22 protein-coding genes are annotated in these 23,646 nt (G+C 71.2%); 14 read left to right on the forward strand and 8 right to left on the reverse strand.

The window, feature by feature from the left end:
- Positions 1 to 36: 36 nt before the first annotated feature.
- A complete protein-coding gene (sigJ, locus tag OG302_RS21740; protein ID WP_371528298.1) occupies positions 37 to 987 on the reverse strand; it encodes an RNA polymerase sigma factor SigJ in 951 nt (316 codons plus the stop codon).
- Positions 988 to 1,224: 237 nt separating this feature from the next.
- Here sigJ and OG302_RS21745 point away from each other — a divergent pair, with 237 nt between their 5' ends.
- The 13 genes from OG302_RS21745 to OG302_RS21805 all read left to right on the forward strand — a co-directional run bounded on the left by OG302_RS21745 (position 1,225) and on the right by OG302_RS21805 (position 15,453).
- Positions 1,225 to 1,647 (forward strand): hypothetical protein, encoded by a 423-nt coding sequence (locus OG302_RS21745; RefSeq protein WP_361828745.1) that lies wholly within the window; start codon positions 1,225 to 1,227, stop codon positions 1,645 to 1,647.
- 32 nt (positions 1,648 to 1,679) lie between these two features.
- A complete protein-coding gene (locus OG302_RS21750) occupies positions 1,680 to 2,507 on the forward strand; it encodes an ATP-binding cassette domain-containing protein (protein WP_371528299.1) in 828 nt (275 codons plus the stop codon).
- The gene (locus OG302_RS21755; RefSeq protein ID WP_371528300.1) at positions 2,507 to 3,808 is read left to right on the forward strand and encodes a hypothetical protein; all 1,302 of its coding nucleotides are present in this window, start codon (positions 2,507 to 2,509) and stop codon (positions 3,806 to 3,808) included. Before OG302_RS21750 ends, OG302_RS21755 begins: the two co-directional genes overlap by 1 nt.
- Positions 3,809 to 3,870: 62 nt before the next feature.
- The gene (locus OG302_RS21760) at positions 3,871 to 4,485 is read left to right on the forward strand and encodes a hypothetical protein (protein ID WP_371528301.1); all 615 of its coding nucleotides are present in this window, start codon (positions 3,871 to 3,873) and stop codon (positions 4,483 to 4,485) included.
- Between the two features lie 44 nt (positions 4,486 to 4,529).
- Entirely contained in the window at positions 4,530 to 5,441 is a 912-nt protein-coding gene (locus OG302_RS21765; RefSeq protein ID WP_371528302.1) for a DUF2797 domain-containing protein, read from the forward strand.
- 141 nt (positions 5,442 to 5,582) lie between these two features.
- A complete protein-coding gene (locus OG302_RS21770) occupies positions 5,583 to 5,999 on the forward strand; it encodes an antibiotic biosynthesis monooxygenase (RefSeq protein WP_371528303.1) in 417 nt (138 codons plus the stop codon).
- A complete protein-coding gene (locus OG302_RS21775) occupies positions 5,986 to 6,915 on the forward strand; it encodes an amidohydrolase family protein (RefSeq protein ID WP_371528304.1) in 930 nt (309 codons plus the stop codon). The genes OG302_RS21770 and OG302_RS21775 overlap by 14 nt, the downstream gene beginning before the upstream one ends.
- Positions 6,916 to 7,025: 110 nt before the next feature.
- Positions 7,026 to 7,787 (forward strand): response regulator transcription factor, encoded by a 762-nt coding sequence (locus OG302_RS21780; protein ID WP_371528305.1) that lies wholly within the window; start codon positions 7,026 to 7,028, stop codon positions 7,785 to 7,787.
- Positions 7,784 to 9,376 (forward strand): sensor histidine kinase, encoded by a 1,593-nt coding sequence (locus OG302_RS21785; protein ID WP_371528306.1) that lies wholly within the window; start codon positions 7,784 to 7,786, stop codon positions 9,374 to 9,376. Before OG302_RS21780 ends, OG302_RS21785 begins: the two co-directional genes overlap by 4 nt.
- Positions 9,377 to 9,402: 26 nt before the next feature.
- A complete protein-coding gene (locus OG302_RS21790) occupies positions 9,403 to 10,725 on the forward strand; it encodes a glycosyltransferase (RefSeq protein WP_371528307.1) in 1,323 nt (440 codons plus the stop codon).
- On the forward strand, positions 10,722 to 12,917 hold the full coding sequence (locus OG302_RS21795) for an ArnT family glycosyltransferase (RefSeq protein WP_371528308.1): 2,196 nt from the start codon (positions 10,722 to 10,724) through the stop codon (positions 12,915 to 12,917). The genes OG302_RS21790 and OG302_RS21795 overlap by 4 nt, the downstream gene beginning before the upstream one ends.
- 151 nt (positions 12,918 to 13,068) lie before the next feature.
- Entirely contained in the window at positions 13,069 to 14,586 is a 1,518-nt protein-coding gene (locus OG302_RS21800; protein WP_371528309.1) for an MFS transporter, read from the forward strand.
- A gap of 96 nt (positions 14,587 to 14,682) precedes the next feature.
- A complete protein-coding gene (locus OG302_RS21805) occupies positions 14,683 to 15,453 on the forward strand; it encodes a TetR/AcrR family transcriptional regulator (RefSeq protein WP_371528310.1) in 771 nt (256 codons plus the stop codon).
- 7 nt (positions 15,454 to 15,460) lie between these two features.
- On the opposite strand, the gene OG302_RS21810 is transcribed toward OG302_RS21805, so the two are convergent.
- From OG302_RS21810 to OG302_RS21825, 4 genes are all read right to left on the reverse strand, one after another.
- Entirely contained in the window at positions 15,461 to 15,922 is a 462-nt protein-coding gene (locus OG302_RS21810) for a PPOX class F420-dependent oxidoreductase (RefSeq protein WP_371528311.1), read from the reverse strand.
- 315 nt (positions 15,923 to 16,237) lie between these two features.
- Complete coding sequence (locus OG302_RS21815) at positions 16,238 to 17,056, reverse strand: YceI family protein (protein WP_371528312.1); 819 nt, start codon at positions 17,054 to 17,056, stop codon at positions 16,238 to 16,240.
- A gap of 156 nt (positions 17,057 to 17,212) precedes the next feature.
- Complete coding sequence (locus OG302_RS21820) at positions 17,213 to 19,732, reverse strand: MFS transporter (RefSeq protein WP_371528313.1); 2,520 nt, start codon at positions 19,730 to 19,732, stop codon at positions 17,213 to 17,215.
- A gap of 14 nt (positions 19,733 to 19,746) precedes the next feature.
- Positions 19,747 to 20,226: a MarR family transcriptional regulator gene (locus OG302_RS21825; protein WP_361828720.1), complete on the reverse strand. Its 480-nt coding sequence runs from the start codon at positions 20,224 to 20,226 to the stop codon at positions 19,747 to 19,749.
- A gap of 172 nt (positions 20,227 to 20,398) precedes the next feature.
- On the opposite strand from OG302_RS21825, the gene OG302_RS21830 reads away from it, so the two are divergent.
- Positions 20,399 to 20,599 carry a hypothetical protein gene (locus OG302_RS21830; RefSeq protein ID WP_361828718.1) on the forward strand — a complete coding sequence of 67 codons (201 nt, stop codon included), beginning with the start codon at positions 20,399 to 20,401 and terminating at the stop codon, positions 20,597 to 20,599.
- Positions 20,600 to 20,680: 81 nt separating this feature from the next.
- On the opposite strand, the gene OG302_RS21835 is transcribed toward OG302_RS21830, so the two are convergent.
- From OG302_RS21835 to OG302_RS21845, 3 genes are all read right to left on the reverse strand, one after another.
- The gene (locus OG302_RS21835) at positions 20,681 to 21,511 is read right to left on the reverse strand and encodes a hypothetical protein (protein ID WP_371528314.1); all 831 of its coding nucleotides are present in this window, start codon (positions 21,509 to 21,511) and stop codon (positions 20,681 to 20,683) included.
- A 90-nt stretch (positions 21,512 to 21,601) separates the two neighbouring features.
- The gene (locus tag OG302_RS21840; RefSeq protein WP_371528315.1) at positions 21,602 to 22,462 is read right to left on the reverse strand and encodes an RNA polymerase sigma factor SigF; all 861 of its coding nucleotides are present in this window, start codon (positions 22,460 to 22,462) and stop codon (positions 21,602 to 21,604) included.
- A gap of 244 nt (positions 22,463 to 22,706) precedes the next feature.
- The gene (locus tag OG302_RS21845; RefSeq protein WP_371750191.1) at positions 22,707 to 23,516 is read right to left on the reverse strand and encodes an RNA polymerase sigma factor SigF; all 810 of its coding nucleotides are present in this window, start codon (positions 23,514 to 23,516) and stop codon (positions 22,707 to 22,709) included.
- Between the last annotated feature and the right edge of the window lie 130 nt (positions 23,517 to 23,646).

Genomic DNA, 23,646 nt, shown 5'->3' on the forward strand with positions numbered 1-23,646 from the left:
CACGTCACATCCGCATCGCGCGGGTGTCACCCGTGGTCAGAAGGCCTCGCGCAGCGCGGGCTCACCGTGGTCGGCTTCCGCCCACCGCCGGGTCGCGCGTTCGAGCTTGTCGGGGTTGACCTGGTTGTGGAACGCCGCGATGCCGTCGGCGGTGATCTCCAGGCACATGATGCCGACGACCCGGCCGCCGATGACCGCCACGATGGCGGGGGCGCCGTTGGCGGTCGTGATGTGGGCCTCGGGGGAGCCGCCGACGTAGGCGCGCTTGGCCTCGCTCGGCTTGAACAGGCCCCGCATGAACTTCGCGACCGCGACGGCGCCCTCGAACGCCTTGGCGCGGGCCGGGATCTTCCCGCCGCCGTCGCCGATCGCGACGGCGTCCGCGGTGAGCAGCCGCACCAGCGGCTCGGTCCGGCCGCTGGTGGCGGCCGCGAGGAACTCCTCGACGATCCGCATGGCCGTGGCCTCGTCGATCTCGGTGGTACGGGTCTTGCCCTCCGCGACGCGCTTCTTGGCGCGGTGGAAAAGCTGCTGACCCGCGGACTCGGTGATGTCGAGAATCTCGGCGATCTCCCGGTGCCGGTAGCCGAAGGCCTCCCGCAGCACGTACACCACGCGCTCGTCGGGCGAGAGACTCTCCATGAGCCTGAGGACCGCGTACGACAGTGATTCGCGCTGCTCGGCGGTGTCCGCGGGGCCGAGCATCGGGTCCCCGGCGAGCAGCGGCTCGGGGAGCCACTGGCCCACGTAGGTCTCGCGGCGGGCGCGGGCCGAGGTGAGCTGGTTGAGGCACAGGTTGGTGAGGACCTTCGTCAGCCAGGCCTCGGGTACCTCGATGTGGTCGACGTCGGCGGCCTGCCAGCGCAGGAAGGTGTCCTGCACGGCGTCCTCCGCGTCGCTCGCCGAGCCGAGGAGGCGGTAGGCGATGGCCTCAAGGCGGGGCATGGCCGCCTCGAAACGGTCGACGTCCTGCACGGTCAGAGACATGCCCCGGATCCTAGCTCGCGCACCGCGCGCGGGCCCGGTCCGCTCATCGGGCGGGAGGGCGGAGGCAGTTCGCCCCGGCCGGGCACCCCGCGTCGGCCCCCGCGGCGGCCCCCGCGCCCGCCCTGTCCCGGTCGGCGATGTGATCGTCGGCACAACTGAAGCATTGGCCAGCGGAGTCACATATTCCACACATAGCGTGATCAACGACCAAGTAAGTCCTGCTTTATTGGAGGATTGATGCGCAAGTTGTATACGGGGAAGCGCAAGCTCGCGGTCGTGGGGGCGCTGACGGCGATTGCCATCGGCGTGCCCACCGTGGGCGCGGTCGCGGGGGAGATCAGTGGAAGCAGGCTTCCGTTCTCCATAGCCACCGCGGGCAGCAAGGAAGACGGTGACCGCTGGAAGGGCAAGAGCAGCGGTCACGCCAAGGTCTGCGGCGATGTGCCGGTGAACGACACCAGGACGTTCAGCGCGTACATCTACCAGGACAAGAGCTTCCGCCCCGACCCGAAGATCACCAGCACGTCCCGCAGCTACAAGCAGGCGTACGGCTGCGGTGCGTACAAGGGCACCAGCACGGGTGGCAAGTACTACACCAAGGCCACCTGGGCCGGGATTCCCGGGAGCCGGGCCTACGGTTACGTGAACGCCCAGAACTGATTCGTGAACGCCCAGAACTGATCAGGAATCACGTGACCACCAGCAACAGCACCGCCGCGGCCGGCTCCCAGCCGGTCGCGGCGGTCGCGGCCGTGACCGCCGTGACCGTCAAGTACGGCTCCACGGTCGCCCTCGACGACGTATCCCTAGAGTTTCCCTCCGGGGTCACCGGGCTGCTCGGCCCCAACGGGGCGGGGAAGAGCACCCTGTTGTCCCTCCTGAGCACGGCACGCAGACCCAAGTCCGGGTCGGTCACCCTCCTCGGCGACGAAGCGCCCGGCCGGGCGCGGGTGCAGCGGATCCGGCAGCGGATCGGGGTGCTCCCGCAGTCCTTCGGGTTCTATCCCCGTTTCACCGTCCTGGAGTTCACCGAGTACGCGGCCTGGCTGCGCAAGGTGCCCGCCGCTCAGCGGCGCGAGCGGGCCCGCGACGCGCTGCGCCTCGTACAGATGGAGAAGCACGCCGACCGCAGGATGGGCGCGCTGTCCGGCGGCATGCTGCGCCGCGTCGGGATCGCCCAGGCCATGGTCAACGAACCGTCCCTGGTTCTCCTCGACGAACCGACCGTCGGCCTCGACCCGGCCCAGCGCGTCGGATTCCGCGGTCTGATCCAGGAGTTGGGCGAGCGGGCGGCCGTGGTGATGAGCACCCACCTCGCCGAGGACGTCGCCCACGTGTGCGACCGGGTCGCCGTACTCCTCGAAGGGTCGGTCCGCTTCACGGGGACGGTCGCCGAGCTGTGCGCGCTGCCGGGCGGGGGCGCGCCGGGCGCGGACGGCGAGAACGGCAAGGAGATCGACGGGGGAGCCGTGGAAGCCGGGTATCTGCATCTGGCGGGGACGGAAGCGGTGGCCACCTGATGCGCGTGCTGCTGACCGAGATGCGGCGCGGCGAGGCCAAGTGGGCCGCCGCGCTCATGGGCGCGATCGGCGTGTACTACTTCACCGCCGAGAGCCCGGACGAGAGCGACTGGATCGGCTGGTGGACGCAGACCAGCCTGCAGGTCCAGCTCTACTCGGTGATCGTGATGGGCTCGGTGATGAGCGCCGCTGCCGCCTGGGGAGCGGGCCGCGCCTTCCGGCACAGGACCAGGGTCTGGGCGGACACCGCGGCCCGGGGCGGCTGGTCGCAGTCGCTGCTCCTGTGGCTCGCGGTGTGGCTGTGGGCCCTGCTCGCGTACGCCGTCCTGGTGGCCGTCGCGTTCTCGCGGACCGCGGGGGTCAGCGACGTCAGCGAGCCCGCGTGGACGCCGCTGCTGCTCGGGGCCGGGATGATGGGCCTGGAGATCGCCGTGGGGGTCGCGATCGGTTCGGCGCTGCCGTCCCGCGTGGTCGCGCCCTTCGCCGGGATCTTCTGGTACGGGCTCTTCGTCTTCGTCGCGTTCGTCCCCGACACCCCGCTGGACAAGCTGTTCCCGGCGATAGACGAGTTCTGGAGCTCGGAGTTCGCGCCCAACACGACGCGCATGCTGATCGCCGTCGCCTGGTGCCTGGCCTTCGGCCTGCTCCTGACCGCACTGCCCGCGCTGCGGCGCCGTGCGGCGCTCGCCCCGCGGCCCCTCGCCCTCGGGGCGCTGGCCGTGGCCGCCGTCGTCGCGGGCGGCACGCTGGTCGCCTTCCGCACGCCGACGCCCGACTCGTACTGGGCGGTGCGCAAGGCCCAGCCCGCGCGGCAGCTCTGCGCCTCAAGCGGCCGTACGAAGGTGTGCCTCTGGCCGGAGGACCGGCATCTGCTGCCCAAGGCCCGCGCCGCCGTGCAGACCGTCGACGAGCGGCTCGGCGACCTGAAGGGACTCAACCGCTCCTTCTACGCGAGCGGCCTCGACCGGCCCGCGGGCCGCAGCGCCGAGCTGTCCCTGATGACTCCCGCGGAGACCGAGGCCGACCTGACCGACGCGCTGTTCGCGGCGGCCCTGCCCCAGCCCAAGTCCCCTGACTGCGCGCCCCACTTGCTCAAGGAGACCGGCGGCTACCCCGACACGTTCCTCTTCGAAGCCGTCATCCGCGCCCGCGCCGGAGCGCCCAGCGAGTACTACGGCGAGAAGTTCGGCCGCGTCCTCGGCCGGGTCACCGGCGCCCCGGCCGAGAAGCAGGACGCGTGGATCGAGGCGGCGGCCGAGGACATCCGCGCCTGCCGCCCCGTTCCGGAGCCGCCGCGGTGAGCCCTGTGAAGGGCCGTGCCAGGGGCCGTGTGTGGGGCTTCCAAGCGGCCAGGAATCCCCACGTGGGCGCCGCCATCGCCTTCGTACGCTGCCGTGGGCTGCCCCGGGCCACCGGTGTCGCGCTGCTTATCGCCCTGGCGGCGACCGCGTTCGCGGGCCAGCGCGTCGCGGTGCCCGAGTTCCGCTATCTCGTCGACTTCAGCGTGCCGGTCGCCGAGGTCGTGCCGCTGGCCCACGCCGTGGTCCTCGCCACCACGCTGTTCTCGCCGATGGCCGACCTGGAGCAGACCGCGGCCCAGCCGATGAGCCGTCTGCGGGGCGGCTATCTGCTGGTGCTGCTCGCCCTGGCGCTCGGCCTCAGCGCGCTGCCGCTGCTCTCCGGAGCCACCACGGAGGTATTCGGCTCGGCGGCCCGCAACGTCGTGGGCTATCTCGGCCTCGGCATGCTCAGCGCCCGCCTCTTCGGCAGCGGGCTCGCCTGGCTGCTGCCGCTCGGCATGTTCGGCCCCACGCTGCTGCTCGGCGTGGACAGCGACAACACCCCGGAGCCGTGGGCCTGGTCGCTGCACGCGTCGTCCAGCACGTCGGCCGTCGTCGTGGCCGTCCTGCTTTGGCTGACCGGCGCGGTCGCCGCCGCCACGGGGCGGCCCCGGCAGACGGAGCGGGCCGAGCAGTAGGCGGACCGGCGGCCGGGGTGGGGTGGCTGCGCGAGACTGGTCCCATGGAGTGGCGTAGTGCGGGGCTGAGCTGGGCGGACAGTGAACGGCCGGTGCTCGTGTGGGAGCGGGGGGACGTCAGTCCGCTGGTCGTGGGGCGGCGCGTGGGGTTCCGGGCCGTCGGCCGGCGGGAGTGCGTGGGGGCGCGGGGGAACCCCTGTCCGGTCGGCGCCGCCGTGCCGGGGCGGGCGACGCAGGCCCGGTGTGCGGAGTGCGCGCGGCTCGACCGGGCGCACTCGGTGGCCGCCGACACCATCGCCGACGATCCGCGGACCTACCGCGTCTACCTCGCGTGGTTCGGCATCGGGATGGTGAAGGTCGGGATCACCCGCGAGGAGCGCGGCCCGGCCCGGCTCCTCGAACAGGGGGCGGTGGCCTTCGTCTGGCTGGGCCGTGGACCCTTGATGGCCGCGCGGCGGGCCGAGGAGCTGCTGCGGGTCGCACTCGGGGTGCCGGACCGGATCTCGTACGCCAGGAAGCGGGCCGTGCGGGCCGCCCTGCCGGGCGCGGACGAGCGGCGGCATGAGCTGGAGCGGATGCATGGCTTCGCCCTCGCGTTGGAGGGGTGGCCGGAATCGCTGGAGCGGGTCGCGCCGGGGGAGCACGGTGTGGGGGACCACGGAGCCTTGGACCACGGAGCCGTGGACCACGGTGTCGTGGACCACGGTGAGGTCTTCGGGGTGGAGCGGCTCGCGGGTGTCGGCGGGTTCGCCGTGACCGAGCTCGTCGAAGGCGGGGAGGTGCTGGGGGATCTCGTCGCCGTGGCCGGACCCGACGTCTGCCTCGACGACGGCGGGCGCCTGATCGTCCTGGACAGCCGGCTGCTGCGGGGCTGGCGGCTCGAAGGGGCGCGGGAAGCGGCGCGTACGACCGTTCCTGTGCGGGAGGTGCCAGTTGTTCAGGGCGGGCTCTTCTGAAATCCGGCCCGCGGGCTCCGAGACGCCTCGTGGCGCCTCGTGGCGCCGAAGCTGACCGGAGGGTCAAGACTGGCTGCCCGTACGGCAATGAAGGCGGGGAGAAGGTGGACAGGCGGGCGGGGCACGACTGAGTCTGAGGACATGAGTGATCAGCCCGTCACACCTGTCCCCCCGTTCGAACCTCCTTACTACGCCGTCGTGTTCACCTCACTGAGGACCGAGGCCGAAGTCGAAGCCGAAGCCGAAGCCGGAGACGAAGGCGAAGCCCAAGCCCAAGACGCCGACGGCTACGACGCGACCGGAGCCCGTATGGACGAGCTCGTCGCCTCCGTGCCCGGCTTCCTGGGGATGGACTCCGCGCGGACGCCCGGCGGTCTCGGCATCACCGTCGGGTACTTCCGGGACGAGGACGCGATCGAGCAGTGGCGCGGCAACGCCGAGCACCGCACGGCCCAGAAGCGCGGGCGCGGCGAGTGGTACGAGAAGTACGTCGTCCATGTGGCCAAGGTGGAGCGGAGCCACGGCTTCGAGCGGAGGGACGACCATGTGCGGGGGTGACGCCGAGGCGGCCGGAGGCGGTGTCGGGGAAGGCGAGGCCAGGGCCGTCCGCGACTTCTGGGAGCGGCTCGGGCTGCCCGGACTCATCGACGTGCACACGCACTTCATGCCCGAGCGCGTCCTCGCCAAGGTGTGGGACTACTTCGACTCCGCCGGACCGCTGACCGGCGTGAAGTGGCCCATCGCCTACCGGCACGAGGAGGAGCAACGGCTCGCGCTGCTGCGGGGGTTCGGCGTCCTCGCCTTCACCTCGATGATCTATCCGCACAAGCCGGGCATGGCGGAGTGGCTCAACGGCTGGGCCGTCGACTTCGCCCGCCGGACGGACGGCTGCCTGCACACGGCGACCTTCTTTCCCGAGCCGGGAGTCGAGGCGTATGTGCGCGACGCCGTCGATGCCGGGGCCCGGATCTTCAAGTCCCATGTCCAGGTGGGTGGTTACGACCCGAACGACCCCGCGCTCACGGCCGTCTGGGGGCTTCTCGCCGAGGCCGGCATCCCGATCGTGGTGCACTGCGGGTCCGGGCCAGCGCCGGGCAAGCACACCGGGCCCGAGCCCATCGGGCGGCTGCTCGCGCGCCACCCCCGGCTGCGGCTCGTCGTGGCGCACATGGGGATGCCGGAGTACGCCGACTTCCTCGACATCGCCGAGCGGTACGGCGAGGTCAGGCTGGACACGACCCTGATGTTCACCGACTTCTCCGAGGGGCTCGCGCCGTTCCCGCGCGCCGAGCTGCCGCGGCTCGCCGATCTGGGGGGCCGGATCCTGCTGGGGTCGGACTTCCCCAACATCCCGTACGCGTACGTCCATCAGCTGCACGCCCTGGAGCGGCTCGGTCTGGGGGACGACTGGCTGCGCGCGGTCTGCCACGGGAACGCGGCCGGGCTCTTCGGGCTGCCGGCCGGCCGCCTTTAGCCCACTCGACGGCTGGACGCCTGGACGGCCAGCGACCCGGACGGTGTTTCTCAGGGAATTCACAGGTTCCGGCAAGAGCCCTCTCAGGGCCGCGGAGCACGCTGTCCGTCATGACTACGACCTCGCCCCAGGGGCGTACCGAACTGCTCAGGGCGGACGGTGGCCCCGTCCGCGTGCTCGTCGTCGACGACGAGGTGTCGCTCACGGAGCTGCTCTCCATGGCCCTGCGCTACGAGGGCTGGCAGATCCGCAGCGCGGGGGACGGCGCCGGTGCGGTGCGCGCCGCCCGTGCCTTCCGGCCCGACGCCGTGGTGCTCGACATGATGCTGCCCGACATGGACGGCCTCGCCGTGCTCGGACGGCTGCGCCGCGAGCTGCCCGACGTGCCGGTGCTGTTCCTGACGGCCAAGGACGCCGTCGAGGACCGGATCGCCGGGCTCACCGCCGGGGGCGACGACTACGTGACCAAGCCCTTCAGCCTGGAGGAAGTCGTCGCACGCCTTCGCGGGCTCATCCGCCGGGCGGGCGCCTCCGGCCGGCGCAGCGAATCCGTGCTCGCGGTCGGGGACCTCACCCTGGACGAGGACAGCCACGAGGTGACGCGCGGCGGGGACTCCATCCACCTCACCGCCACCGAGTTCGAGCTCCTGCGCTTCCTGATGCGCAACCCGCGGCGCGTGCTCAGCAAGGCGCAGATCCTGGACCGCGTGTGGAACTACGACTTCGGGGGCCAGGCCAACGTCGTCGAGCTCTACATCTCGTACCTCCGCAGGAAGATCGACGCGGGACGTGAGCCGATGATCCACACCCGGCGCGGCGCCGGTTATCTGATCAAGGCCGCGCCCTCGACCGAGGTGGCCGCCGCCTCATGAAGCGGAGACGGCAGCCGCGGTCGCTGCGGACGCGGCTCGTCGTCTCGGCGGTGGCGCTGATCGCCGTCGTCTGCGCGGTGATCGGCACGGTGACGACCATCGCGCTGAGCTCGCACCTGTACCAACAGCTGGACGGCACGCTCGGCGCGGTGGCGATGCGGGCGAAAGGGGGGCCGCTGCCCAAGCCGGGTGAGGACGTCCCCGGCGGCATCGCCGATGATGCGGGCGACCCGCTGCGGTTCGTCTCCAAGGGGCCGCAGGAGGTCGGCACCATCGGGGCCGTCGTCGAGGACGACGGCTCGGTCGGACAGGCCCTGGTCAGCAACGAGCCCGAAAGCGGGACCTTCGAGCCGAAGACCGACCGGCTCGACGCGGCGCAGTCCGCCTCGCTCGCCTCCGTGCCGCGTGACGGGCACCCGCACAACGTCGACATCCCCGGCCGCGGCGAGTACCGCGTGGAGTACGCGACAGGGCCCCACGGCGACTTCCTCGTCGGCATCCCCACGGCCAAGGTGCGGAACACCCTCAGTACGTTGATCATCGTCGAGGTCAGCGTCACCGCCGCGGGCCTGGTCGCCGCCTCGCTCGCCGGTGCGGCCATGGTCGGCGTCGCGCTGCGCCCGCTGCGCCGGGTGGCGGCGACCGCGACCCGGGTCTCCGAACTCCCGCTGCACAGCGGCGAGGTGACGCTGTACGAACGAGTCCCCGACACGGCGCCGAACACGGAGGTCGGGCAGGTGGGCGCCGCGCTCAACCGGATGCTCGACCATGTGCACTCCGCGCTGCACGCGCGCCAGGAGAGCGAGACGCGGGTACGCCAGTTCGTCGCGGACGCCAGCCATGAGCTGCGTACGCCACTGGCGTCGATCCGCGGCTATGCCGAACTGACCCGCCGGGGGCGGGAGTCGACCGGCCCTGATACGCGCCATGCCCTCGGCCGGATCGAGTCCGAGGCACAGCGGATGACCGGGCTCGTGGAGGACCTGCTGCTGCTCGCCCGTCTGGACGAGGGGCGCGACAGCCCCCGCGCCGGAGCCGGACTGCCGCTCTCGTATCGGAGCACTGATCTCTCACCGCTGGTCGTGGACACCGTGAGCGACGCGCGGGCCGCAGGACCGGAGCACCACTGGGCCCTGGAACTGCCGGACGAGCCCGCGCTCGTCAGCGCCGACGCGCCCCGCCTCCAGCAGGTCGTCGTCAACCTCCTCGCCAACGCGCGTACGCACACACCACCGGGCACGAAGGTCACCGCCCGCGTGCGGCTGGACGGTACCGGCGTCTGCCTGGAGGTCGAGGACAACGGCCCCGGCATCGCCCCCGCCCTCCTCCCCCACGTCTTCGAGCGCTTCGCCCGTGGCGACGCGTCGCGCTCCCGCAACGCCGGGTCCACGGGGCTCGGACTCGCCCTCGTACAGGCCATCGTCGCGGCGCACGGCGGCGGTGTGACGGTGGACAGCGTGCCGGGCCGGACCGTGTTCACCGTGACACTGCCCGCCGTGTCCCACGATGTGCCGGGCCAGGTCAGCGGCGCCGGAAGCGATGTCGTGAACGGCTCACAGGCGGGCCACAGGCTCACCACACAGCCCTGACAGACCATTTGGCGAATGTCGGCGTCATGCAAACCGACTCTTTCCCGGGCGGCGCTTGCTCGGTCCCTCTGCCGGCGCGGGCCCACCTCCCCGCCGGACGGCGCGATGTGCCCGTCCTGGACATCGTGATCCCCGTCTACAACGAGGAGAAGGACCTTCAGCCGTGTGTGCGGCGCCTGCACGACCATCTCGTACGCACCTTCCCCTATCCCTTCCGCATCACCATCGCGGACAACGCGTCCACGGACCGCACCCCCGAGGTGGCGGCGCAGCTCGCCGTGGCGAGCGAAGAGGTCCGCTACACGCGCCTTGAGCAGAAGGGGCGCGGGCGGGCCCTGCGCGCCGTGTGGTCCGCCTCGGACGCCCCGGTCCTCGCCTATATGGACGTGGACCTGTCCACCGACCTCAACGCGCTGCTCCCGCTGGTGGCGCCGCTGATCTCCGGTCACTCGGACCTGGCGATCGGCTCCCGGCTCTCCCGCAGCTCGCGGGTGGTGCGCGGCCCCAAGCGGGAGTTCATCTCGCGCGGCTACAACCTCATCCTGCGCGGCTCCCTCCAGGCCCGCTTCTCCGACGCCCAGTGCGGGTTCAAGGCGATCAGGGGTGACGTGGCGGGGGTGCTGCTCCCGCTGGTCGAGGACACGGGGTGGTTCTTCGACACCGAGATGCTGGTGCTGGCGGAGCGCGCGGGCCTGCGCATCCACGAGGTGCCGGTCGACTGGGTCGACGACCCCGACTCCACGGTCCACCTGGTCAGGACGGCCACGGACGACCTCAAGGGGGTATGGCGGGTCGGGCGCGCCCTCGCGGTCGGCGCGCTCCCGCTCGACCGCCTCGCGCGCCCCTTCGGGGACGACCCGCGCGACCGGCAGCTGACCGGCGTACCGGGCGGCCTCGCCCGCCAGCTGGTCGGCTTCTGCGTGGTCGGCGCGCTCTCCACGCTCTTCTACCTGCTGCTGTACTCCGGCTTCCGTACGTTCGCGGGCTCGCAGGTGGCCAACGCGCTCGCCCTGCTCGTCTCGGCGGTGGCCAACACGGCCGCCAACCGGCGCCTGACCTTCGGGGTGCGCGGCCGGGACCGCGCGATGCGCCACCAGGCACAGGGCCTCGTGGTGTTCGGCATCGGCCTCGCCCTGACCAGCGGCTCACTGGCCGCGCTCGGTGCCGCCTCGGGCGACCCGGCGCACTCCACGGAACTCGCCGTCCTGATAGCCGCCAACCTCGCGGCGACGGTGCTGCGGTTCCTGTTGCTTCGGGCCTGGGTCTTTGCGGAGGGGCGGTACGCCGCGGCGGCGCCCGAAGCCTCGCACGAGCTCACCTACGCACACGATCCGAGGGACGCACGATGACCACGACCTCCCACGCGCCCACGCCGCCGCACGCGGCACAGGGTGAGCGAGCCCACCGGGCCACGCGCACAACGGCCGCGCGGCTGTGGCGCGGCCGTCCCGACGACCCGCGCTGGGCGCGCCCCGCCTTCCTGGGCCTGCTGCTCGCGACCGCGGTCCTCTACCTCTGGAACCTCAGCGCCTCCGGCTACGCCAACTCCTTCTACTCCGCGGCCGTCCAGGCGGGCAGCCAGAGCTGGAAGGCGATGTTCTTCGGCTCGCTCGACGCGGGCAACGCGATCACCGTCGACAAGCCCCCGGCCGCGCTCTGGCCGATGGCCCTGTCCGTACACGTCTTCGGGCTCAACTCGTGGGCGGTGCTCGTCCCGCAGGTGCTCATGGGCGTCGCGACGGTCGGTGTCCTGTACGCCGCCGTGCGCCGCCGCTTCAGCCCGGCGGCCGGGCTCATCGCGGGCGCGGTGCTCGCGCTGACGCCCGTCGCCGCGCTGATGTTCCGGTTCAACAACCCGGACGCGCTGCTCGCGCTCCTGATGACCGTCACCGTGTACTGCGTCCTGCGCGCCCTGGAGCACGGCCGCACCAAGTGGCTTGTCTGGGCGGGCGTCGCGGTCGGTCTCGCCTTCCTGGCCAAGACGCTGCAGGCGTTCCTGATCCTGCCGCCGCTCGCGGTCCTGTACGCGGTGTGCGCACCGGTGCGGCTGCGCAAGCGCTTCGGCCAGCTCGCCCTCTCCGGGCTCGCGATGGTCGTCGCGGGCGGCTGGTGGGTCGCGATCGTGGAGCTGTGGCCCGCGTCGTCACGTCCGTACATCGGCGGCTCGCAGAACAACTCCTTCCTTGAGCTGACCTTCGGCTACAACGGCCTCGGCCGCATCAACGGCGAGGAGACCGGCAGCGTGGGAGGGGGCGGCGGTCCCGGTGGCGGCGGAGGGGGCAGCCAGTGGGGTGAGACCGGGCTCGGGCGGATGTTCAACTCCGAGGTGGGCAGCCAGATCTCCTGGCTGATCCCGGCCGCCCTGATCCTGCTCGTCGGCGGCATCGTCCTCACCTGGAAGGCCCGCAGGACGGACACCGTGCGTGCGGCGTTCGTGGCGTGGGGCAGCGCGCTCCTGATGACGGCGGCCGTCTTCAGCTTCATGGCGGGGATCTTCCACCAGTACTACACGATCGCCCTGGCCCCCTACATCGCGGCGCTGATCGGCATGGGCGCCACGGTCCTGTGGGAGGAGCGGGCCAAGGGGTGGGCGGGCGCGCTGCTGGGCGTGGCCGTCGCGGGCACGGCGTGGTGGGGGTACGTCCTGCTAGGCCGGACCCCCGACTACCTGCCGTGGCTGCGCTGGACGGTGCTGGTCGGCGGCCTCGCGGGCGCAATGGGGCTGCTGCTTGCGGCCCGTCTCGGGCGGCAACTGGCGCTCGTGGCGGTGGGCCTGAGCTTCGCCGCCTCCGTGGCGGGGCCGGTCGCGTACACCTTCTCCACCGTGAACAGCGCGCACACCGGATCGATCGTGACCGCGGGCCCGGCTTCGGCGGGGCGGATGGGCGGCGGTCCCGGCGGGCGCGGCGGTCCCGGCGGTGGCGGAGGCGGCGGCATGGGCCAGCCCCCGGGCCAGAACGGCCAGAACGGCCAGGCCGGCCAGGCCGGCCAGAACGGCAAGCAGGGCGGCAACGCCATGCGGCCCCCGACCGGCGGGCAGAACGGCGGCGGCATGGGGCAGCCTCCGGGCCAGAACGGCCAGTCGCAGCAGGGGAAGCAGGGCCAGCAGCAGGGTGCCATGCCCGGCGGCCGGGCCACCGGTGAGCGCGGCGGCATGGGCGGCCTCCTCGACGGCGCCCAGGTCAGCGCCAAGGCGAAAAGGCTCCTGGAGACGGACGCCGGGGACTACACCTGGTCGGCGGCGGCCATCGGCTCGCAGAACGCCGCGAGCTACCAACTCGCCACCGGCGACCCGGTGATGGCCATCGGCGGCTTCAACGGCAGCGACCCGTCCCCGACCCTCGCGCAGTTCAAGCAGTACGTCGAGGACGGAAAGATCCACTACTTCATCTCGGGCGGTGGCATGGGCGGTGGCATGGGAGGCGGCATGGGCGGCGACAGCGGCACCGGCTCCAAGATCAGTTCCTGGGTGCAGGACACCTTCAAGAAGGTCACGGTCGGCAGCGCGACCTTCTACGACCTGACCCAGCCGAAGAGCTGACGCACCCCGTCGTACGAGGGGCCGGCCGCACCCCGCGGCCGGCCCCTCACGCATGCCTGCCGAAAATCGTCTTGTACGGCGTACGGGAGATGCTCTACGGTGTACATCGCTGACCACTCGTACACCGTATAAGCAGTAGTAAGGAGAGGGTATGACGGCAACGACGACTGCCGAGACCCCCACCGCCCAGCAAGGGCACCCCCAGCGCTGGCTGATCCTCGGCGTCATCTGCCTCGCCCAGCTCACCGTCCTCCTGGACAACACCGTCCTGAACGTCGCCATCCCCTCCCTCACCAAGGAACTGGACGCGTCCACGGCCGACATCCAGTGGATGATCAACGCCTACTCGCTCGTACAGTCCGGCCTGCTGCTCACCGCGGGCAGCGCGTCCGACCGCTACGGCCGCAAGAAGATGCTCACCGCGGGCCTCGCCCTCTTCGGCATCGGCTCGCTGGTCGCGGGCCTCGCCCAGTCCTCGGCGCAGCTCATCGCCGCGCGGGCCGGGATGGGCATCGGCGGCGCGCTCCTGATCACCACCACGCTCGCCGTGATCGTGCAGATCTTCGACGACACCGAGCGGATGAAGGCGATCGGCCTCTGGTCGACCGTCAACTCCCTCGGCTTCGCCGTGGGCCCGCTGATGGGCGGCGTCATGCTCAACCACTTCTGGTGGGGCGCGATCTTCCTCATCAACATCCCCGTCGTGATCGTCGCGCTCGCCGCCGTGGTCAAGCTCGTCCCCGAGTCCAAGAACCCGCAGGGGGACCGCCCCGACCTGCTCGGCGCGCTGCTCTCCACCATCGGCATGGCCTCGGTCGTGTACGCGATCATCTCCGGGCCCGAGCACGGCTGGACGTCGACGCAGGTGCTCGTCGCTGCGGCGGTGGGCGTGGTCGTCCTCGGCGTCTTCGTCGTCTGGGAGCTGCGCATCCCGTATCCGATGCTGGACATGCACTTCTTCCGCAACCAGAAGTTCATCGGCGCCGTCGCGGGCGCCATCCTGGTCGCCTTCGGCATGGGCGGCTCGCTGTTCCTGCTGACCCAGCACCTCCAGTTCGTGCTCGGTTACGAGCCGTTGGAGGCGGGCCTGCGGACGGCGCCGCTCGCGGTCACCGTCGTCGCGCTCAACCTCACCGGCCTGGGCGCACGCCTCCTGAAGAGGACGAGCACCCCCGCGACGATCGCCATCGGCATGAGTCTGCTCTCCGCGGGCCTCGCCGCGATCGCCGTGCTCGGCGGCGACAACTACGCCGGGATGCTGGCCGGTCTCATCGTGATGGGCGCGGGCATCGCGCTCGCCATGCCCGCCATGGCCAACGCGATCATGAGCGCCATCCCGCCGGAGAAGGCGGGCGTGGGAGCGGGCGTCAACGGCACGCTCGCGGAGTTCGGCAACGGTCTGGGCGTCGCCGTCCTCGGCGCTGTCCTGAACTCACGCTTCGCCTCGCTCGTCACCGTCTCCGCGGTCTCCCTGCCCGCCGCGCTCGCCGCGGCGGGGTCGGACGCCGAACGCACGGAGATCTCCGACGCGTTCTCCTCGGGTCTGGAGACCAGTCAGCTGGTGGGCGCGGTGGCCGTGCTCCTCGGGGGCATGCTGGCGGCCGCGTTGCTGAAGCGCGCGGAGAGGGCAGACTCTGCCAAGGCGGACCCGGCCGCGGCGTCCGCATAGCATCGGCGGGTGGGTGGCGGACTGGCCAATTCCGGTCTGTCGCCCGCCCCGGACGACCGGTATCGGTACAAGAGCTCAGGACCAGAAAGGTGCGCCATGGCGAAGGCAGCCGATCGCGCGAAGCGCCCCGCGCGGACCAGCGTCTGGCTGGAGGGCAAGGCCCCCCGGAACGGCGCGGGCCGCAGGAGCGATCAGCCGTCGGGCCTGGACCGTGAGCGCATCACCGAGGCCACGGTCCGCCTCCTGGACGAGGAGGGCCTCGCCAAGTTCTCCATGCGCCGCCTCGCCGCGGACCTGAACGTCACGGCGATGTCCGTGTACTGGTACGTCGACACCAAGGACGACCTCCTCGAACTGGCCCTGGACGCGGCCGCCGGGGAGATGGTCCTGCCGGATTCCGACGCGGTCACGGCCGAACGGTGGCGTGAGGTGCTGCGCGAACTGGCCGAGGAGTACCGGGGGCTGCTGGTCCGGCACGCCTGGGTGTCACCGCTGGTCGGCAACTTCCTCAACATCGGCCCGAACTGGCTCAAGTTCGCCCTGACCGTGCAGGAGGTGGTGCGCAGGACCGGCCTGCCGGCGGAGAAGCAGGCCGGGGCCATCGCCGCCGTCTTCCAGTTCGTCTACGGGTTCGGCACCGTGCAGGGCCACTACATCGCGCGGTGTGCCGCGGCGGGGCTCACTCCCGGGGAGTACTTCAAGGAGGCCATGGGCGCGGTCCACGACCACCCGGACGTGGAGAAGACCCTGCACAGCGCCTCCGACATGATGGAGGCGCGGGGCGGGGCCACGGTCGAGGAGATGTGGGAGCTGGACTTCAAGGTCGCGCTCGACCTCCTCGTCGCGGGCATCGAGGCGATGCTCTAGCGGGCGGCTACGCCTTCGCCGCGGGGAAACCGCCCGTGGCCACCGGGCCCCACCGCTCCGGGGTGATCCGGATGATGGACTTGCCCTGCTTCACCATCGCCTCGCGGTACTCGTCCCAGTCGGGGTGCTCGCCGGAGATGTTCCGGAAGTACTCGACGAGGGGCTCCACCGACTCCGGGGAGTCGATGACCTCCGCCGTCCCGTCGATCTGCACCCAGGGCCCGTTCCACTCGTCGCTCAGCACCATGATGCTGACCTTCGGATTCCGCTTGGCGTTCCGCGTCTTGGCCCGCTCCGGGTAGGTGGACACCACGATCCGCCCGGAGTCGTCGACCCCGCACGTCAGGGGGGATCCCTGCGGGGTTCCGTCGCCACGGGCGGTGAGCAGGATCGCGCGGTGGCGCGGGCGAACGAAGTCCAGCAACTCATCGAGGGACACGGTGGTGTTGGTCGCGATGTTCGGTGCCATGGCTCGCACCCTACGCCGGGGGCGGCGCGAGGGAACGCGCCTCTCCCGCCCCCCCCTGCCTGATTGCCCCGCAGCACCACGCCGACGAACGAGCCTTCCCGCTCTCACCCACCCGCCCGATTGCCCGCAGTCGGCAGCGAGACGCGAGGGGACGTGCCGGTATGTCTGCCCGGAGCACGGTTCGCGGCGCTCCGGAGCCGAAGCACCCCGGCGGCCACCGGACGATGGCGAGGACGGACATACCGGCGCGGCCCCGCACCCACAGACGGACCAGCACCGCACCCGGCCCCGGCACCCGGCCCCCGCCCCGCCCCCCTAGACCTGCGGCAGCGCATCCCCCTGGACCGTCTGGATGTCCAGTTCCACCCTGAGCGTCGTGCCGATGGCCGAGATGCCCGCCTGCACCACCTGGTTGTAGTTCATGGCGAAGTCCTCGCGGCGCAGTTCCGCCGTGGCGCGGAACGCCGCCCGGGTGCCGCCCCAGGGGTCCGCGCCGGTGCCGAGGTAGCTCAGGTCCAGGTCGACCGGGCGTACGACACCGTGCATGCCCAGCTCGCCGTGCACCGTCCAGCGGTCGGGACCGGCGGGCGTGAGGCCGGTGGAGCGGAAGGTGAGCTCCGGGTACTGGTCGACGTCCAGGAAGTCGGGCGACTTCAGGTGGCCGTCCCGCATGCCGTTGCCGGTGTCGATGGACGCCGACCTGATGACCGCCTCGACGCGCGACTTCTCCACGTCCTCGGCGATCTCCACGCGCCCGCCGAACTCGGTGAACCGGCCGTGCACGCTGGTGATCCCCAGGTGCTGCGCGGTCGCGCCCACGGTCGAGTGCGCCGGGTCGATGGTCCACGGCCCGGGCGGCGGCAGCTCCGTGCCGCCCTGCCGGGCCAGGACGATGTTGCCGACCTCGGCGCGGCCGCTCGCCGTGACGAGCGCGGTCGAGGCCACGGGGGCGTAGCCGACCGCGGTGACGATCACGGTGTACGGGCCCGGAGGCAGTTCCGTCGCGTCGCGCACGGCTCCCTCGCCGTCCGCCGCGGCCCGCAGCACCTGCGTACCGGTCATGTCGGTGAGGGTGACGACCGCGTGCGATACCGCCCACCCGTCACGTGTGCGGATCCGAGCGCTGAGTCCCATCCCGTTTTCTCCTTGCCAAGCTCAAAAAGAGTGCGGCCCCCGGCGGCGGTGACACGGCCGTCCCCTGCCGTGTACGTCACCACCAACCCGGGGGCCCTTTCCACACCGGCCCGCGAGCACGCATCCGCTCAGAGCGCGCGCACGGGCCGGGGTCAACTACTCGCCCGGGTGGGCGAGTTCGATGTCGTGGTCGCCGACACCTTCACCGGAGACGGTCAGACCCGTCGCCACCGGCGGGTAACCGGTCGCGATGACCGTGTACTCGCCGCTGTCCAGGTCGGTGAAGGCGTACGCGCCGTCCGACCCGGTGGTGGCGGAGGCCACGACGTTGCCCGCCGCGTCCACCAGGGTGACGCGGGCGTCGTTCAGCGGACCGCCCTTGGCGCGCACGGTGCCGAGCACCTGCGAACCGGCGTTCAGCTCGACCTCGACCCGGGTGACGCCGACCGCGCCGACCTCGACGGGCAGCGCCATCGGGCGGTGCCCCGCGGCGTTCACCGCGATGGTGACCTGGCCGGGCACCAGCTCGGCGAAGGTGAACTCGCCCTGCTCGCCGGTGATCCCGGTGGCCAGGACGTCGCCGCGCACGTCGGTCACGATGACCATCGCGCCGGAGACCGGCAGCTTGCCGTCGGAGGCCCGCACCACACCGCTGAGGCCGCTCGTGCCGCTCAGCAGGATGTCGTACGTGAGCGCCTCGTCGGAGACGACGACCGTGGAGGCCTGGGGCTGGAAACCGTCGGCCGAAGCGATCAGCACGTACGAGCCGGCACCGGGGGCGTCGACCGCGTAGGAACCGTCGGCCTGCGCGACCGCACGGCCGAGCTGGCGTCCCCCGAGGGAGATCAGCGTGACCGCGGCCCGCGGGACCGGAGTGCTCTCGGCGCCGCGGACGAAGCCGTGGACCGGAGTGCCGCCGGTGATCTGCGGCGGGGCGTCACCGGTGGCCGATGAGGCCAGCGCGGCGAGCTTCTGCGTGCCGTCGGGACCCGCTTCGGTGTGCGCGCCGACGGAGGCGAGGACCGGCTGCTCCTCGGTGGCCGCGGTGTTCGAGGGGGCGGCCACAGGGGAGTCCGAGGACTCGGCGGCCTGGGCCAGCGCACCGGACGTACGCAACGGGACCTCCTTGATGAAGATCGTGATCAGGAAGGCGAGGAAGGCCAGCGGCGCCGCGATCAGGAAGACGTCGGCGATGCCGTGCCCGTAGGCGCTCTCCATGACCGTGCGGAACGGGGCCGGGAGCTTGTCCAGGTCCGGGATGGCGCCGCCACCCGTGCCGCCGTGACCCGCCTGCGCGGCCTTCGGGCCGAGGTCGGCCAGGCCGTCCTTCACGTAGTCGGTGATGCGGGTCGCCATCACGGCGCCGAGCGCCGAGACGCCGATGGCGCCACCGAGGGAACGGAAGAAGGTGACGACCGAGCTCGCGGAGCCGAGGTCCTCGGGAGCGACCTGGTTCTGCGTGGCGAGCACGAGGTTCTGCATCATCATGCCGATGCCGAGACCCATCAGGGCCATGAAGATCGCGATGTGCCAGTACTCGGTGTCGTAGCGCATCGTGCCGAGCAGGCCGAGACCCGCGGTCAGGAGCGCACCGCCGGCGACCAGCCAGACCTTCCACTTGCCGGTCTTGGTGATGACCTGGCCCGATACCGTCGAGGAGATGAACAGGCCACCGATCATCGGGATCGTCATGACACCGGACATCGTCGGCGACTTGTCGCGCGCCAGCTGGAAGTACTGGCTGAAGAACACCGTGCCCGCGAACATGCCGACACCCACGAAGAGCGAGGCGAGGGAGGCGAGGGTGATGGTGCGGTTGCGGAAGAGCCGCAGCGGGATGATCGGCTCGCTCGCCTTGGACTCGACGAGCAGGAAGAGCAGGCCGAGGACGATCGAACCGCCGACCATGGCGCCGGTCTGCCAGGACATCCAGTCGTACTTGTCGCCCGCGAAGGTCACCCAGACCAGGAGCAGGCAGACGGCCGCCGTGATGAAGAAGGCGCCGCCCCAGTCGACCTTGACGTCCCGCTTCACGACGGGGAGCTTCAGGGTCTTCTGCAGGACGATCAGGGCGATGATCGCGAAGGGCACGCCGACGTAGAAGCACCAGCGCCAGCCGAGCCACGACGTGTCGGTGATGACACCGCCGAGCAGCGGGCCGCCGACGGTGGCGACGGCGAAGGTCGCGCCGAGGTAGCCGGAGTAGCGGCCGCGCTCGCGCGGGGAGATCATCGCGGCCATCACGATCTGCGCGAGGGCGGAGAGACCGCCCACGCCGATGCCCTGCACGACACGGCAGGCGATCAGCATCTCGGCGCTCTGCGAGAGACCGGCGACGATCGAACCGCCGACGTAGATGATCAGGGCTATCTGGACCAGGGCCTTCTTGCTGAAGAGGTCCGACAGCTTGCCCCACAGGGGCGTGGTCGCCGTCATCGCCAGGAGCGAGGCGGTGACGACCCAGGTGTAGGCGGACTGTCCGCCGCCCAGGTCGCCGATGATTTCGGGCAGGGCGTTGGAGACGATCGTCGACGACAGGATCGCGACGAACATGCCGAGCAGCAGGCCGGAAAGGGCCTCCATGATCTGCCGGTGCGTCATCGGGGCGTTCTCGTCGTGCGACGCTCCGTGCTTGGCGTGGCTGCCCCGCACACCGGATGGTGTGGTTGTTGCCATGGGCTTCCTCTTCGTTACGCGGGTGTACGGGTGGTCTCTTCTACGGGGAGCCGGGCCGAAGCCGCACGGCAGTCCCCGAAGCTGTCGCGCAGTCGCGCGAGCAGCGTGCTGAGCTGGACGACCTCGTCGTCTGACCAGTCATGCAAGTAGTGGGTGAGGGTCCTGATGGACAGGTCGGACAGCTCGTTGACCTTGGCCTTGCCCCCGGGGGTGAGGCGCAGGATCCGGGAGCGCTTGTCGGCGGGGTCGGGATCCCGCTGGATCCACTCCCTCTCGGCGACATGGGCCACGTGGCGACTTGTCACCGACATGTCCACGGCGAGCAGCTCGGCGAGCCTGCTCATCCGCATCTCTCCGTGCCGGTCGAGCAGGATGAGTACGGCGGCCGACCCTGCCGGGCAGTCGTGCGGCAGACCTCTGCCGAGGCCACGCTTCACGGCACCGATGGCGCTGAGCTGTCGGGCCAGCTCCTCGTAATGACGCTGCGCGGCCACGGCACCTCCTATGTTGTTGCTTAGGGCAACGATAGAGACAGTTGGTTGCCGCAGGCAAACTAAAACTGGACCAACGCCCTAAAGAGTCGGCAAAGTCCTGGGACCCTGCTCGTAAAGTCCGTGGTCGGCGGGGGTTGGGCCGACCCCGATTGGTTCGCTAGGGTCCTGCGCTATGGCACACAACCCCCAGGGCCCCCAGAACCCCGACCCCGCAGGCAGCACGCAGATGTTCCGCGCGTTCGTCGACGAGTCCCCGCAGGGCCGAGCCCAGCAGCCGGCGGCGGCGCCCGCGGGCCCGCGCATCGGCCTGATCATCGGCGTCGTACTCGCCATCGTGGTGGTGGCGGGGGTGGCCTGGCTGGCGTTCAAGTAGCCTCCAGGCCGCCGCGTCGCGGACGCGGACGCGGACACGGACGCGTCAGGGAATCCCTGGCGCGGGCGCGGCAGAGAACTCCTACTTCCACTTCACGGAGACGTCCCGCGTCTCCACATGCATCCCCAGCGGCACCCGCCACGCCTCGACGCACACGGTCCAGGTCCTCTTCACGGTCTTCCCCGCGTCGATGGGGGCGGGCAGCTTCCGGGTGGACTCGATCGTCGCCCAGTCCACGCCGAGGGCGCCGATCACGTGCGTGCCGAAGGTGACCGTGCCCGAGCGCACCGGTGATCCACCGGTGTTGCGGAAGGAGACGGTCACTTTCTCGCACCAGCGGTCGGCCGCGGGCTTGCGCTGCGGTTCGCCGACGCCGAGCTTCGCGGGACCGCTCGGCTGCGTGCTCGTGCCGCCGCCGGGCGCGGAGGGGGTGTCGCTCGCCCCGCCATCGGAGGGCCCTGTGGAGCCGCCTCCGGAGCTGCCGCCCGAACTGCCTCCCGAACCGCCGGAGCCCGAGGAACTTCCCTCCGTACGGCCGGGCTTGGCGGCGTCGGTCGAGGGATCGCCGCCGAGCGGGGTGTCCCGGGAACCCGAACCGGCCTTACCGTCCGAGGACTTGCCGTCGCCGTCGCCGTCGGCGTCGACGGAGCCGGGATCCGCGGAATCGGAGCCGCCGCCCTTGCCGTCGCCGTCACCCTTGCCGTCGGCCGGCTTCCCGCTCCCGTCCAGTGGTACGAGCTCCACGTCGCCGGTGGGTGCAACTCCCTTGCCGGGCGCCCGCTCAGGGCTCGCGGCGGCCGGGCCGGTGGCCACATAGCCGTCGCCGTCCTCGCTGCCGCACGCGGCCAGCAGGCCGCCCAGACACAGGACGGCCGTGGAGGCGCCCAGTACGTTTCGCATGCCACGTCGCATCGCGCCAGTGTGGCTGACGGGTCGTCAATTAGGAACACCGTCAGCAACACCGGTCACTCCGCGCCCTGTTGAAGCCGGGCAGTGCCCGGATCAGTCGGCGATGAGCCCCTCGCGCAGCTGCGAGAGCGTCCGCGTCAGCAGGCGCGAGACGTGCATCTGCGAGATGCCGACCTCCTCGCCGATCTGCGACTGCGTCATGTTGGCGAAGAAGCGCAGCATGATGATGCGGCGCTCGCGCGGCGGCAGCTTGGCGAGCAGCGGCTTGAGGGACTCGCGGTATTCGACGCCTTCGAGGGCGCTGTCCTCGTACCCCAGGCGGTCCGCGAGGGAGCCCTCGCCGCCGTCGTCCTCGGGGGCCGGCGAGTCCAGCGACGAGGCGGTGTACGCGTTCCCGACGGCCAGGCCGTCGACCACGTCCTCCTCGGACACCCCGAGCGCCTTGGCGAGTTCGGGGACGGTCGGCGAGCGGTCCAGCTTCTGCGCCAGCTCGTCGCTCGTCTTCGTCAGCGCGAGCCGCAGCTCCTGGAGGCGGCGCGGGACGCGCACCGACCAACTCGTGTCGCGGAAGAAGCGCTTGATCTCACCGACGACCGTCGGCATCGCGAACGTCGGGAATTCCACGCCCCGTTCGCAGTCGAAGCGGTCGATCGCCTTGATCAGGCCGATCGTGCCGACCTGGACGATGTCCTCCATCGGTTCGTTGCGGCTGCGGAAGCGCGCCGCCGCGTACCGGACGAGGGGGAGGTTGAGCTCGATCAGCGTGTCTCTCACATAGACACGCTCCGGGCTGTCCTGGTCGAGTGCGGCGAGCCGCAGGAACAGGGAGCGGGACAGGGTGCGGGTGTCGATGGCTCCGGAAGCCCCGGAAACTACTGGACTCACAAGCGCGTCGGGCGCTGATTCGCTCTTCGTGAGCGTGAGCACCTTCGAGCTGCCCTGGTCTGCGGACATGCCACCCCCTTGAGGTCGCGGACGGTCACGGCGGACGCTCCCGTCGGAGGAACGCAGCCTCCACCTGAATACCGGACGCAAGGCTGCGGCAAACGCGGTTCCAGCAGAATGTCACATGTCGGCAACACGCTGTAGTTACATGTCGACAAAGAAGGGTGACATCGATGCAGGAAAGAGGGGGTCTGAGGCATTTCTGCCCGCGAGATCGTCGGGAACCGCCGTCAGGGCAGTCCACTCGATACGGTTACGCCTCGATACGATTTGCGGATCGAAGTCGCGCGAAGCTTCTGGCCAGCAGTCTTGACACATGCATCTGAGAAACGCCCAATTCGGCGCTGATCTGTGACTGCGTCAGATTGCTGTAATAGCGCAGCAGCAGGATCCGCTGTTCGCGCTCGGGCAGTTGCACGAGGAGATGGCGGACGAGATCGCGGTGCTCGACGCCGTCGAGTGCCGGGTCCTCATAGCCGAGCCGGTCGAGCAGGCCGGGCAGCCCGTCGCCCTCCTGGGCCGCCTCCAACGACGTTGCGTGGTACGAACGTCCGGCCTCGATGCAGGCCAGGACCTCCTCCTCGGTGATCCGCAGCCGTTCGGCGATCTCCGCGGTCGTGGGCGAGCGCCCGTGCGTCGTGGTGAGGTCCTCGGTCGCCCCGGTCACCTGCACCCAGAGCTCGTGAAGGCGGCGCGGCACATGGACCGTTCGTACGTTGTCGCGGAAGTACCGCTTGATCTCGCCGACCACGGTGGGCATCGCGAAGGTCGGGAACTGCACGCCGCGCTCGGGGTCGAAGCGGTCGATGGCGTTGATCAGGCCGATCGTGCCGACCTGGACGACGTCCTCCATCGGTTCGTTGCGGCTGCGGAAACGGGCGGCGGCGTACCGCACCAGCGGCAGGTTGGCCTCGATGAGCGCACCGCGGACGCGGCCGTGCTCGGGGCTGCCCGGTTCGAGCTCCTTGAGCTCGCCGAAGAGCACCTGCGTCAGGGCCCGGGTGTCGGCGCCCCTGCTGCTGGGGGTGCTGGGGCCGCGCGGGGCGGGGTGGGTGTCCTGCAGGTCGCGGGTGTCGTGTGTGTCCAGGAGGCCCGGCGCGCTGGGTGGGCCGGGGTTGCTCGCCTGTGGGGTCACGGGTGGTGCTTCGGGCGCAGTACTGGCCGGCACGGTCAACGCCACCCCTTCTCGGTCA

Origin of the sequence: Streptomyces sp. NBC_01283, assembly GCF_041435335.1 — a bacterium.
Classification (GTDB): Bacteria; Actinomycetota; Actinomycetes; order Streptomycetales; family Streptomycetaceae; genus Streptomyces.